Source organism: Sporosarcina koreensis (assembly GCF_042655825.1).
GTDB lineage: Bacteria > Bacillota > Bacilli > Bacillales_A > Planococcaceae > Sporosarcina > Sporosarcina koreensis.
This window is the reverse complement of record NZ_JBHSNP010000002.1, coordinates 48479-61415: the sequence shown is the minus strand read 5'-3', so window position 1 is coordinate 61415 and position 12937 is coordinate 48479. Positions and strand designations below refer to the sequence as shown.

The following is a 12937-nucleotide window of genomic DNA, read 5'->3' as shown; positions in this document are numbered from 1 at the left end:
CTTCCTTTACATCACTAAAGTGATTATAACGTAAAATGCCCCCCATAAGTCTACGGAGGGCATCGTTTCCTATTCCTGTTCTTCCACTTGATCCTGCACTTCGTTCAATTGCTGCCTCATCAAGGCCAGCTGTTCCTTGTTTTGTTCGACTGTATCCATATGCTCATTGCGTTCCACTGCGTTCGCGAATGCATTTTCAGCACGTAGTATCGAATTGAACGCATGCTCCACTGCCATCTCCTCGGGATGTGACATCGCCTGCTTCACCGAGCGATCCGCCTTCAGGACTGAGTTACTTAAAAAAGTGCTTGGATGATCCTTTTTCCAACTCGGTTTTGAATCCTTGGCCATTTTATGTTTTCCCCTCCTGCACATAAGATAAGGTACGGCGAGCTTAGTATTGTAAAATATCCAGAAACTATGCGTGATGTTTAGAATCGCTCAGATGGGGTATACATAGAATCTAGAATCAAAGGCAGGTGAATGACATGACGAAACAATGGAACTTCATTATCGGAAATAAACTCATTACCATTTATGATACGGATAAGAATATGGCCGAAGAAAAGGCGCATGCACTTTACGAAGAACTTCAAAATAGTGATAGCTAAAAAACACCAGCCGGTTGAAGCTGGTGTTTTATATATGCCTTCTTTTTCGGAAAAGATTCGCTCCAAGCTCATTCAAAGCGATTGCTAATAGGATAATCACCGTGCCCATCCACTGAAGCGGAGTTACCAATTCCGACAGAATAACACTTGCCAATAAGATTGTGATCGGTAATTCAATCGAAGTTAAAATATTGGCGATTCCTCCAGAAACTAAAGGCGCTCCAACCGCATAACACAACGGTGGAAGAACGGCCCCAAATAACGAAACCCCCATCCCGATCATGATCAATTTGCCTTCCAAGGGCATAACAGTCGGGATATCACGCATGAATAGTACAAATACTAGAACCGTCGATCCCGTCACCATTAAAGAGCTCCGCGTCCATGCATCCACATTGACTGCGACCTTTCCGCTGAAAAAAATAAACCCTGCATAGGTGAATGCAGAAAGGATACCGAACACAAATCCTTTTATAGGCAGCCCTTGTATATCCCCATTAATAATATTCGAAGCGAAAAAGACCCCTACTAAAATTAATAGGATGGATACAATCGTGACAGGCGCAGGCGTGACTTTGCTAAAGATCCATTCTAAAAAGATGCCTATCCAAATGAATTGAAACATTAAAATGATCGCCAACGACGCTGGTAAATATTGCATCGAAGCATAATAAAATATAGTCGTCAATCCGATAAAACAACCGGTCATCATAATTTGCATAATGTTCTTCTTCGTAAGCCCCTTGAAACTGAATCCTCTAACTAACGTAATAGACCATATGAATATAAAGGAAATAATCATTTGAACGATCGTAATTTGGCCAAGTGAGTAGCCGTAGCCAAACCCCAATTTGGCAAATATCGGTGTAAACCCAAAACAGGCAGCACCTAATAATACAAATAGGATTCCCTTATTTATTTTCATTAGGATACCTCCTTAGTGCATAAAAACAACTAGCCTATTATATCATAGATAACTAAAAACCATCCGTCGGACAGGCTGATGCCAGACTGTAAAAAAGAAGGGATTATCATCTATTATCCGGCGATAAATAATATTATTTCCATTCCGTACTTCGACAGTTTTCACTTCTCCCCCTTGGTACTATTTTCATAGCGCTAGCAAATACTCTTGGGAGGAAGGTTCTTTTTGAAAGACAAAATCATTATCATTACAGGTGCAAATTCGGGAATTGGAAAAGCGGCAACGCTGAAATTTGCGACAGAAGGATGCCATGTTATTATGGCCTGCCGCAATATGGAGACCAGCTCTACTGTACAAAAAGACATCATTGAACTTACAAAAAACATGAATGTCGACCTCATGCAGCTTGATGTTTCTTCTTTTGAGTCTATCCGTTCATTTTGTTCAGATTTCACATCCAAATATCCGCGGTTGGACATCCTCATACATAACGCAGCCTATTTAAACCACGGTGAAAAAGAATATAAGCTTAGCCCCGAGCATATTGAATTGTCTTTCGCCACAAATACATTCGGTCCTTTTTTAATGTCACGTCTATTGGCAGACCATCTTGCAAAATCAACAGACCCAAGAATCCTTAATGCTTGCACGACGAATATTAAAAACTTCTTCGACCCAAAAAGGGAGATTGAGTTCGACAATTTGCGTGGAGAACTGCGTGGCAGTCGGCCTTATAGCACTTACAAGATGTATGGAGACTCAAAAATGGCGTTATTGATGCTAACCTTTAAAATGGCCGAGGAATTTAAAGACTTGGGTATCAAAGTAAATGCCATTCAAATAAACCGTGTGAAACTATCCAAAGAGACGATTCAAAAAATGCATTCCGTTTGGAAAGTGTTTGCACATTTGCAAAACCTGACGAATCCGTTGCCGGCACGAATGGCCGATAATTACTTTCACATTTGTACGTCGGAGGAATTTAAGGATGTCACCGGCCAACTGATCAACCATGAGTTAAAAATCGTGAAACCATCAATAACGGAAAAAGGCTTTACGCAATTGAAAAATATCTTCGGTTCAAGCAGCTATCCTCAGTACGCAATAAATCCTCAAAATGTTGAACAAATATGGAAATTGAGCAATTCACTCACCGAATCGGACATAAGAGACCAACCAGTCAGGTAGTTTTATTACAAAATGATATATGGAGGAAAGTTGATGCAAGAAAAAGAGTTTGTTACACATAGAAATCCTGAAAGTAAATATGAAGGCCTTATCACATATGGGCAAAGAGATATCTTATTACCTGAAGATGCTCTGAACAGGAAATTATTCATGATTTCCTGTTTTTTTATTTCAATGATATCTTACCTTTGTTAAAATAAACCGGCCTATAAGGCTTTCCTTTACCAGAGGTTGTAAAGAGGATAAGATTGAGGAGTGAAAGGATAAATTTTAATTAGAAGGAAGGTAGTTGTTTCCAAATGAAACAACCTATCATGAAAACTCTCATCATCGTTTTACAAATTTGTATTTTATATATCTTCTCCTACGTTGGAAGCGTCATTCAAAACTTTTTCCATTTAATCATCCCGGGTAGTATCATCGGACTTTTACTGCTTTTTACTTGTTTATGTCTAAAAATTGTTCCCGTAAAATGGATAGAAAGTGGAGCAGGGTTTCTACTAGGTTTATTAATGTTGTTTTTCATTCCAACAACAGTCGGTGTCATGAACTATTCTTCGTTACTCTCTTTTCACGGTGCATTGTTCGTACTTGCCGTTCTAGTAAGTACCATCATTTCAATTGCAATTGCAGGTACGGCAGGTCAGTTTTTTGAGAAAAAGGCACAAAAAAGAGAGGATGATCAAGAATGCAGCAAATCCCACTCGCATTCTGCATGATTTTAGGAACCGTCCTTGCTTATCTAGCGATGGCAAGAGTCTATAAGCGATATTCTTACTCTATTTTAATACCTGTTCTAACTGCGACTACGATTATTATCATTATCTTGTCCTTGTTTCATATTTCATATGATAGCTATATGGTTGGAGGGCAATGGATCAGTTCCCTGTTAGGTCCATCCGTTGTAGCGCTTGCCTACCCTTTGTATAACCAACGCCGTTTTTTGCTTGATCACTTATTCCCAATTTTAGGGGGAGTTTTGGTTGGTGCCATTTCCGGAATGGTCACTGTTGCTCTTCTAGCAAAAGCCTTCGGAATCGAGCACTCATTAGCCCTTGCGCTTATCCCAAAATCCCTTACGACCCCTGTTGCAATTGAAGTCGCTAAAGGATTGGGCGGAAATGCCTCCCTGGCAGTTGTCGGTGTTATGATTGCCGGAATCTTTGGTGCAATCGTTGCCCCTATTATTTTTAAATGGCTGCGTGTGCATAGCCCCATTGGCAGAGGCATCGGTCTTGGCAGCGCATCGCATGCCATCGGGACTGCCAAAGCGGCCGAATACGGTGAACTCACCTTTTCGATGAGCTCTGTGACGATGGCGTTGAGTGCAATCATTGGATCCGTTCTAGGACCGATCGTTGTGTGGGTTTTCCATATTTAGAAAGGGGCTGTCCAGAAAGTCAGTGAAAACTGATGTTCTGGACAGCCCACTTTTTTATCCTTGAATAATTATCAGGCGGTTATGAAGTGTTTTCAGGTGGTTTCATTGTTGCATCAGGTGGTTGCCGCAATTATCAGGCTCTCCAAAGACGCGGGAAAAGTTTTGCTCGAGTTTGACATAGTTATGGCGCAATCTCTGACAGTTATGCTCATCTTGTGACTTTAAACGCATCATATTAAAAACAAAAAGGCTGTCCAGAAAGTCATTTTGACTTTCTGGACAGCCCCTTTTTATGTGGAAGAAGAGCATTAACACTCCCATAGCTAATCCCCTGTCACATCTCGTTCGGATGGGACTGCTGGGCAGACCGGCTCACTGCAATCCCATCAGCCACCCTTAACTTTTCTCCGTCGATTCCTTCCATGACGTTTTCGATGATACTGAGGTCTTGTCCAGCATCGATTTTGATGCCATTGGCGGCTTGTCGTATAACGTTATATTCAATCTTGATACGTGAGGGGATTCCTTCGCCCCGTCCATCAGAACCGCGATCTTTACGGAGCTGGATGGCCCAGAACCCGTCAATCCCACCAGTGATGTGGTTACCGCGCAGCAACGTACCCGGCGCATTGCGGACCTCGATGCCAGCCTTCGAATCCTCCCCGGCTGTGATCCTGTTTTCCTCGATGAGCGTCTTAGGAGTTCCTAGGATGACGAGGATTCCTTGACGGTTGCCAATCAGATTGTTGGAGTGCACCCAGTTTCCAGGTCCTGAGGCGTCGTGCTTGTTCTTGGATCCGCCGGGATTGCCCAGCGCGATGCCCGCCCGATGCCCGCCGATGACCGTGTTGTCCCTGATTTCGTTCAGGTATTCCCCTTCTCCGTGCAGGTCGATGGCGTCGAGGCGGCTGCCGACAATAATGTTCTCCGCCACGAGATTATTATGCGTTGGGAACTGCAGAAGAATGGCATGCCGCAGATGCCTGCCATCGAAGGTATTGCCGATGACGACGTTATGTCGTGAATCGTTGGTTGCGTTCGGGTTGTGCTGGTTCGCTAATCCCTCGATAGCGATGCCGTATCCCTGTCCGCCGGGGCCGATGGCGGTTGCCTCACTTACATGGTTTCCAGAGAGAGTCACTTCACGGCTGGCCTTGACGGAGATTCCATGGCGCTCGAACTTGCGGATGCCTACGTTTTCCACTAGGATCCGGGAGCTTGCCTTCCCTTCGCGGGCTCCGAAGAAGATACCGTACATCGGGCCCCCACCTGCGTCATTGTCATCTGTGTCGTCGCCGAGCGGACCTTTATAGCGGGAAGTAATGGTGAGGTTGGAGACGATGACGTCGTGGATGCCTGAGCCACGGATCACCCGGCTGTCCTCCTCGCCGTCAAAGGAGGTCAGCAGCACGGTGCGCTCCTGGCCCTCGCCGCGCAGGTTCACGCCGCTGCGCAACACGATGTTTGCCGATTCATCGTCCGGGTCAGTGGAGCGCAGGTCATACGTGCCGGCCGGCAGCAAGACCTCGTCACCCGGTTCGGCCGCGGCCAGGGCCTCCCGGATGGCTGCTGCATCGTCGTGCGAGTTCGGTTCCGGATCTGCTCCGAAGTCAGTGGCGTCCAGGGTCTTGCCCGCGGCAGGACCCGGTGCCGGCACCTCGATCGGCGCGCCGGAGCGGTCTACCAAACCAGGGGCATGCCAGTCGCCGTGCTCGGACTGGGCGGATTCCCCGGCGTTATCTTTTCCAGAGGGAGTGGGTTCTACAACCTTATCGCCTTCGACCGGTTCCTCGGATTTCTCGACTGTGCATGCGCCCAAAAGGATCACCAGTCCAAAGATAACCATTGATAAATGCACCAGACCTCGCCTGCTGTTCTGAACGGATCCCTTCATAAGACTTCTCACCTCCTTCCTTGTCTCTTTCGTCACTCCCATCGCCCATAAAAGCTTGGAGAAAAGGGGTGAGCCCGCGAGCTAGGCATATTCATACCGAGGACCGCGGGCTCACTATATTTGGGATGCCTGACGAACTTTACCGGGTCGCCTTCGTCATCCCGTCCCATTAATGTTGGGAGTTTTTGTTACTTTTATTGCCGTTATTACCTTTATTTCCGTTGTTTCCGTTGTTACCTTTATGGTCTTTATGGTATTTGTGACCTTTGCCGTTGTCCTTTTTCTTGTCTTTGCCAAGTTTGAAGTTCAACGGGACATCTTTTTCTAATGATGTGTCTGCCGAGGAAGCACCGACATGCACACGGTACTTACCGTCAGCAGTTGCCCATTCGCCGTCTGCCCAGTTAGCAAGGTCGTCCGGTTCATCCGGAACGAAATAGGAGAACGGGTGGTTAGAGTCTGCATGGTTAATGCGAACAGTCACACGCTTGCTCTCACCAGGCTCAAGGTAAACTTTCTCGAAGTTGACGAGCCGCTTAGCCGGCTGCCCTGCCTCGTTTGGTAGTGTCAGATAGACCTGTGCCGCTTCTTTACCAGCAACGTCACCTGTGTTCGTGATTGTGAAGGACACGTCAATACCGGACAATGATCCGTTGTTGCCTTTGCCCCCACGTACTTTTTTGACTTTGAGGTCTTCATACTCGAATGTCGTGTACGACAGACCGTATCCGAATGGGAACACCGGCTTCACATTGTTTGCCTCGTACCAGCGATAGCCCATTGCGAGGCCCTCTTTGTACTGTGCAATCAGCTGGTCAGAACCGTCACCGTACGGACCTGGCCCGCCTATCTTGCCAGTGTCTTGACGAGTTCCAGGGTATTGCTCCTCAGTCGCAAATGCTGCTTCACGCTCAGTGGCACCAAATGTCATAGGAAGCTTACCGGATGGATTGACCTTACCATAAAGGAGGTTAGCAACAGCATTGCCATCCTCCATGCCTGGGAACCATGCCTGAAGGACTGCAGGAACATCATCCAACCACGGCATAAGGACTGTACCGGAAGTCTTCAGAACCACAACAGTATTCTCAGCGTTTGCTTCCATTACCGCGTCGATCATCGGCTCCTGTTCAACCCAGTCCTCCCGATCCTGATGTGTATCAAGGTCGATAGCCGGGAAGCCTAGTGTCCGGCGGTCCGCTGTTTCATGCGGATTATCGCCAATCATAAGAAGTACGACGTCGGACTCAGCGGCAAGCTTCGCAGCAGCCTTTGGATCACGGCCATCGTTGTATGTCACTTTAGTGTCGTAGCCTAGCTCTTTGATAACATTCTCTAAGCCTTCCTGTGGTGTGACTGTGTAAGGTGTCACGACGTTCTCGTTGTTGTCACGAATGGAACGAGGGGACATTTTAGCCTCGCCAGCGAACCACTCTACACCGATAAGTGCGATTGTTTTCGGCTCGCCGTCCAATGGCAAGAAGCCTTCATCGTTCTTCAATAGAACAGAGCCTTCCTCTGCCATTTTCCGAGCGCTTTCACCGTTAGCCATCGGATCAACGATTTCCGGCATGAACTTGTCGAAAGGCTCATCCATGTGACCGAACTCGATCATCTTGATGTACCGTGGACGAAGTAGATTATCAATATCTTCCTCGGTCACTTCACCGGAAGCAAGGACTTCCTTAATTATCTTTGGAGTGTAGTACTGTGGTGCCCAGTCTAGCTCGACATTCGTGCCCGCCTTGATGGCAGATACTGTGTCGTGAATCGCGCGACGGTCACTCATGACGTAACCGTTAAAGCCCCAATTGCGTCGCAAGGCGTCCTGTAGTAATTCCGAGCTGTCACAGGCAAAAGTGCCGTTTACATCCGGGAACGAACACATTACGGAAGCTGGATCAGCATCCTTAACGGTCATTTCGAATGGCAGCATATACAGTTCGTTCATTGCCTGTGATGGAACTTGTACGCCCATCGTCCAACGCTCTGTTTCCTGCTCGTTGCCAGCTAAGTGCTTGAGCTGAGCCTGAACGCCTTGATCCTGAATTCCCTTGACTTGCTCAGTCGCCAGTGCACCCGTCAAGTACGGATCCTCACTGAAGTACTCATAGTTACGGCCATTGTACGGGTGACGTACAAGGTTCAGGCCTGGTCCGAGCAACACGTGATGTGCGAACGCCCGTGTCTCCTCGCCGAGAATTCGGCCAGCTTCATAGTTTAACTCGCGGTTGAATGTCGCGGCCATGGCTAGGGAAGAAGGCAAACCTGTCGCTTCTGGATCATTGCCACAAGATCCTCCCTTAACACCCGTACCACCGTTAGTCATACGGATTGTGGGGATTCCGAGTTCATCGATCCCGCGAATCTGCCGGCCAGTGTCCTGCCATTCACATCCAGGAAGGGTGCCTTGGGGTGCGAATTCACCGTTCATGTACGCACTACTGCCTTTCTTGTTGATAACCACCGTTTCACCGGTGTCATTCTCATTGAAGCGCGAAATAGCGATCTGCTGGATCTTCTGGTCAATTGTCATCGCATCGAGTAGCAGCTCGGTGCGTTCCTCAGCAGAGAGCTCGGTGTTCATCCAAGGTTTTTTCCCTTCCGTTCCACCGGTCATCGCATTAGCTGGAACTAACGATGACATAAAGATTAACGCTGTCATGAGCATTAAATTAATGCGTATCTTCAACTACATTTCACTCCCTATATAAAATTAAATTATATTAGCATAGTTAAATCACTATAACTAAGTGTCTTAGTATAATATATAAACATTACATCGACATGAATAATATATTACAAAAACGTAACGTGTCCCATGGTTTACGAGCGGTTTCAAAGTCCTTAATTACGCCGAAATCATTGATATATCAATCTTTTCAGAGGTTAGCGCCCCAAGTTAATAGTAAAAGTGTTAATTGTTTTGATATGTTAAAGTAAAATTACAGGAATTCTATTCATTAAATAATTATTTTTATCATGCTAGTGGTTTTCAAATAATATAGTTTCAGGATAATAATAAAAGCCCAATCTCCTCTTCAGGAAATTGGACTTTTTATGCTTGACACTATCACGCTTTCTTCAATTGCCCGCGTATCAAGCCTATAATGGCCGGCAGTACAGAAATGAAGATGATTGCTAGGAGAACCGTTGAAAAGTTATCTTTAACGATTGGGATATTGCCGAAAAAATAGCCTAAGATCGTGCAGATGCCCACCCATAATACGGCGCCAACCACATTATAGATCAAGAAATAACGGTAGTTCATCCGGCTTGCTCCTGCAACAAAAGGAATGAAAGTTCGGATGAATGGCATAAAACGGGCAATCACAATTGTTTTTCCGCCATGCTTGTTAAAGAAGTCTTCAGCTTTCTTCATTTTTTCCTGGTTAATTAATTTCCCCATAAAACTTCCAGGTTTGATAGTAGTACCTACTTTACTGCCGATCTGATAATTTACAGTATCGCCAAGTACCGCTGCGACAAAAAAGACAATCAATAAGAAAGTAATGTTAAATGATCCAAACGCGGCAAGAGCACCACTCGCAAACAGCAGCGAATCACCAGGTAAGAAAGGGAAAATCACAATTCCCGTTTCCACAAATACGATTAAAAATAGAATCCCATATGACCATCCACCAAAGTTCTTTATGATTTCAACTAGATGTTCATCAATATGCAGGATAAAATCAATGATAGTTTGAATTAAAGTCAAAGCTGTACCCGCTTTCATAGCTCATATTTATTCTCATATATTATCACAAAATACATTAAAACCATCGATTCGGCAGTAAAGTTTACAATAATAAAACATAAAGAACCCCGGGGTTCATCCACCGGGGTTCAAATAGTTATTGATTTTCTTCTTCCTTCTCATAGAACTGGCGATGGAGTTCATGGACTTGCTCCGCCAGTTCAGGAACAGGGCCATCTACTGTCGTATCGCGAATAACGTCTTGAATGGAAAGATTCCGAACGCGTGACGGGGCAACCCCCATTTCACTCAACCATTGTACGAGCTGTTCGGATGAACTTGCATAAACGATCCGGCCTAACCCAACCCACCCATGAGCCGCAGCGCACATAGGGCAATGCTCACCAGAGGTATACACTGTCGCCTTGCTTCTCTCTTCAGGCGTCATATTTGCAGCCGCCCATCGCGCCAATGCAAATTCAGGATGTTGTGTATGATCGCCGCATGCAACATGGTTATGGTCTTCTGCAAGCACGTCCCCGTTTGCTGAGACAAGGACTGAACCAAATGGCTCGTCACCTTTCTCCAGCGCAGTTTCTGCTAATTCAATACAACGTCTTAGATGCTTCAAATCTGAATCACTTATCATCATTGAATCCTCCTCGTTTGCATTACTATTCCAAGATCAAATTAAGTTATTTAGCTTAAATAACTTTTCTCTTTTGCCAACACTAAATTGACGAGCATTTCATTAATTGGAACTTCCAGGCCAAGTTCTTTAGCTTTCTGGACAACTCCGCCATTGATAGCCATAATTTCTGTTTTTCTTTTATTTAGTACATCGACTAACATCGAAGTCTGGTTTGGCGCTGTTTTTCTAGCCAGGTCTTTAATAATGGAGGAATCATTAAAACGTAAAGAAATGCCTGCCTTTTTTGCAACCATTAGACATTCTTCAGCAATTTCATCCTGTAGTTTGGAAGTCTCCTCGTTTTCCACCAACTCGCCGTTTCTCAGGCCGGTCAGTGCACCTAATGGATTAATGCCGCAATTGCCAATTAACTTCTCCCATATTAATGACATGACATTTTCGGAAACCTTTGATTCCCCGAGTTTTTCATGGTTAAAGATATGTTGTACTTCTTTGATACGGTCAGTGACTTTACCATCAACCTCACCGATTACAGTTCCTCCACTGCCCGTATGGAGAATGACACCAGGCTTCTCGATATACCCGGCTGTACTCGTAGTCCCCACGATAATTTTACTTTCATCAATATAGTTAGCGATCTTCTCAATATTACCAATCCCGTTTTGTAGGGTTAACACGATCGTGTTGTCACCAAAGAGATTTTTATTTTGCTCCATAGCAATTTCGGTAATATATGTTTTGACTAAAACGATGACTAAATCAAGTTCTTCGCGGATTTCTCTCCCATCAGTGAACGCCTTAAGATTCGTATACACCTTTTTCTCGTCACCATGCAAGATTGTAAGTCCTTTATAATTGATTGCGTCTATATGTTCTTTAAATATATCGATTAAGTACACGTCATGTCCTGTTTCGGAGAGGACTGCACCATAAAGCCCGCCTATGGCTCCCGCGCCGATGATACCAATTTTCATACAAACCCAACCTTTCTTTTCATTACGTAGTAATCCCTCATCTATCGTAATATAGTTCCCAACAATAAACAAAACAAACAATCTTTAAGTTTTAACAGGGAAAACCTGCCTGTGGCTTTCCCGTTTCCGTGATTTTTGATAGAACTTGGGTATAATGAACGTATAGAAAACAATAGGGTGATGCGTATGGTCGGAATGGGATATCGAACAATTAAAACTGCGATAGGGGCAGGGTTGGCAATATGGATTGCAAGTTTATTCAACTTGGAATTCGCATCATTTGCAGCCATCATTGTCATCATGTGTATTGAGAAGACAAAGAAAAGGACGTTGCATTCCATTCAGAAGAAGTTCTTCGCATCTCTTTTGTCGTTACTTCTTGGTTCCATATTTTTTGAAGTATTGGGCTATCACGCCATTATCTTAACCCTTTTTATCTTATTGTTTATACCAATCCTTGTAAGGTTACGTATTCAGGAAGGTTTCATTACAAGCATCGTTGTCATTTTGCATATATATACCGTTAAGGAAGCTAACTTGGGGAACTTATTGAACGAACTCTATATTATTTTTATCGGCATAGGGATCGCCTTACTCGTAAACAGCGTTATGCCAAGCTTTAAGAAGGAAATTGAAAGATATAAAAAGGAAATCGAGAATAAATTCAGCGTTATTTTATACAAGTTCTCTACACTTTTACAGGATAGCGAGCAGAAGTGGGATGGAAAAGAGTTAGCCGAAGTAGAGGATATCCTTAATCGGGCTAAAAACATTGCCATACAAGATGTAGAAAATCATCTGTTACGAAAAGAAAACAAAGATTATTATTATCTCGAAATGCGGGAGGATCAACTCGAAATCCTCAAACAAATGGTCGACATAGTAGATATTGTTTCTTCATCGGAGTTAGACATCAAACAAAGAGGCATGCTTGCTGGCATTTTTTTGAACATCAGTCAACATGTAGATTCTGGAGATACAACCGTTGCATTAAAACTACTAGAGGAATATGAAGAGTCCATACGGGAAACAGAATTACCGAAAACGAGGGAAGAATTTGAAATCAGAGCAAACCTATTTTATTTAAATTTCGAGATCAAGAACTACTTAATTATTAAGAAGAATATTTTTCAAAAGGGACAGTTCCCCGGCTAAGTAAGCCATTGAACCTGTCCCTTTATTTTTTACCTAAAATATACTGGTAAATACTTCTATCTACCTAAAGATATAGTATACTACAAATATGTGAATTATTATTTTAAGGAGCGGATTCAGATGATGATCGTGACAACTGAAAACATTGCTAATCACCAAATTACAGAAGTGTTAGGTCCAGTATTTGGTTTAACCGTAAGAGCAAGAGGAATTGGAAAAGATATTGCTGCTGCTTTTAAGGGGCTACTAGGCGGGGAAATAAATCAGTATACAGAAATGCTTGAAGATGCCAGAAAACAAGCAATGGATCGTATGGTGAAAAATGCTACAGCAATGGGTGCAAACGCTATTATTATGATGCGTTTTGACTCAGGTGAAATCGGTCAAAATATGAGTGAAATCGTAGCCTATGGAACAGCGGTTATTGTAGAAAAGAGATAACTATGAAATGGATTATAGG

The 12937-nt window shown here is 44.1% G+C and carries 15 protein-coding genes; 7 read left to right on the top strand and 8 right to left on the bottom strand.

The window, feature by feature from the left end; all coding sequences use genetic code 11:
* Positions 1-69 precede the first annotated feature (69 nt).
* Positions 70-351, bottom strand: coding sequence for a hypothetical protein (locus tag ACFPTP_RS00320; protein WP_381441345.1), 282 nt, complete (start codon positions 349-351; stop codon positions 70-72).
* A gap of 137 nt (positions 352-488) precedes the next feature.
* Between ACFPTP_RS00320 and ACFPTP_RS00315 the strand changes: the two genes are divergently transcribed.
* Positions 489-611 (top strand): hypothetical protein, encoded by a 123-nt coding sequence (locus tag ACFPTP_RS00315; RefSeq protein WP_381441344.1) that lies wholly within the window; start codon positions 489-491, stop codon positions 609-611.
* 28 nt (positions 612-639) lie between these two features.
* Here ACFPTP_RS00315 and ACFPTP_RS00310 read toward each other — a convergent pair whose 3' ends face one another.
* Positions 640-1536 carry an EamA family transporter gene (locus ACFPTP_RS00310; protein ID WP_381441342.1) on the bottom strand — a complete coding sequence of 299 codons (897 nt, stop codon included), beginning with the start codon at positions 1534-1536 and terminating at the stop codon, positions 640-642.
* Positions 1537-1761: 225 nt separating this feature from the next.
* Between ACFPTP_RS00310 and ACFPTP_RS00305 the strand changes: the two genes are divergently transcribed.
* The 4 genes from ACFPTP_RS00305 (at position 1762) to ACFPTP_RS00290 (ending at position 4105) form a co-directional block, all read left to right on the top strand.
* Positions 1762-2724 (top strand): SDR family NAD(P)-dependent oxidoreductase, encoded by a 963-nt coding sequence (locus ACFPTP_RS00305; RefSeq protein ID WP_381441340.1) that lies wholly within the window; start codon positions 1762-1764, stop codon positions 2722-2724.
* 33 nt (positions 2725-2757) lie between these two features.
* On the top strand, positions 2758-2919 hold the full coding sequence (locus ACFPTP_RS00300; RefSeq protein ID WP_381441339.1) for a hypothetical protein: 162 nt from the start codon (positions 2758-2760) through the stop codon (positions 2917-2919).
* A 119-nt stretch (positions 2920-3038) separates the two neighbouring features.
* The gene (locus ACFPTP_RS00295) at positions 3039-3443 is read left to right on the top strand and encodes a CidA/LrgA family holin-like protein (protein ID WP_381441902.1); all 405 of its coding nucleotides are present in this window, start codon (positions 3039-3041) and stop codon (positions 3441-3443) included.
* Positions 3413-4105: an LrgB family protein gene (locus tag ACFPTP_RS00290; RefSeq protein WP_381441338.1), complete on the top strand. Its 693-nt coding sequence runs from the start codon at positions 3413-3415 to the stop codon at positions 4103-4105. The genes ACFPTP_RS00295 and ACFPTP_RS00290 overlap by 31 nt, the downstream gene beginning before the upstream one ends.
* Positions 4106-4207: 102 nt before the next feature.
* Here the strand turns inward: ACFPTP_RS00290 and ACFPTP_RS00285 are convergent, their stop codons facing one another.
* The 6 genes from ACFPTP_RS00285 to ACFPTP_RS00260 all read right to left on the bottom strand — a co-directional run bounded on the left by ACFPTP_RS00285 (position 4208) and on the right by ACFPTP_RS00260 (position 11322).
* The gene (locus ACFPTP_RS00285; protein WP_381441337.1) at positions 4208-4426 is read right to left on the bottom strand and encodes a hypothetical protein; all 219 of its coding nucleotides are present in this window, start codon (positions 4424-4426) and stop codon (positions 4208-4210) included.
* A 13-nt stretch (positions 4427-4439) separates the two neighbouring features.
* Positions 4440-5999: a right-handed parallel beta-helix repeat-containing protein gene (locus tag ACFPTP_RS00280; protein ID WP_381441335.1), complete on the bottom strand. Its 1560-nt coding sequence runs from the start codon at positions 5997-5999 to the stop codon at positions 4440-4442.
* A gap of 169 nt (positions 6000-6168) precedes the next feature.
* Positions 6169-8535, bottom strand: coding sequence for a beta-glucosidase (locus ACFPTP_RS00275; protein ID WP_381441901.1), 2367 nt, complete (start codon positions 8533-8535; stop codon positions 6169-6171).
* Between the two features lie 537 nt (positions 8536-9072).
* The gene (locus ACFPTP_RS00270) at positions 9073-9717 is read right to left on the bottom strand and encodes a DedA family protein (protein WP_381441334.1); all 645 of its coding nucleotides are present in this window, start codon (positions 9715-9717) and stop codon (positions 9073-9075) included.
* Between the two features lie 136 nt (positions 9718-9853).
* Positions 9854-10345: a nucleoside deaminase gene (locus ACFPTP_RS00265; RefSeq protein ID WP_381441332.1), complete on the bottom strand. Its 492-nt coding sequence runs from the start codon at positions 10343-10345 to the stop codon at positions 9854-9856.
* 50 nt (positions 10346-10395) lie between these two features.
* On the bottom strand, positions 10396-11322 hold the full coding sequence (locus tag ACFPTP_RS00260; protein WP_381441331.1) for a ketopantoate reductase family protein: 927 nt from the start codon (positions 11320-11322) through the stop codon (positions 10396-10398).
* A 186-nt stretch (positions 11323-11508) separates the two neighbouring features.
* Between ACFPTP_RS00260 and ACFPTP_RS00255 the strand changes: the two genes are divergently transcribed.
* Positions 11509-12477: an aromatic acid exporter family protein gene (locus ACFPTP_RS00255; protein WP_381441330.1), complete on the top strand. Its 969-nt coding sequence runs from the start codon at positions 11509-11511 to the stop codon at positions 12475-12477.
* Between the two features lie 120 nt (positions 12478-12597).
* Positions 12598-12918: a YbjQ family protein gene (locus ACFPTP_RS00250; RefSeq protein ID WP_381441328.1), complete on the top strand. Its 321-nt coding sequence runs from the start codon at positions 12598-12600 to the stop codon at positions 12916-12918.
* Positions 12919-12937: the final 19 nt, after the last annotated feature.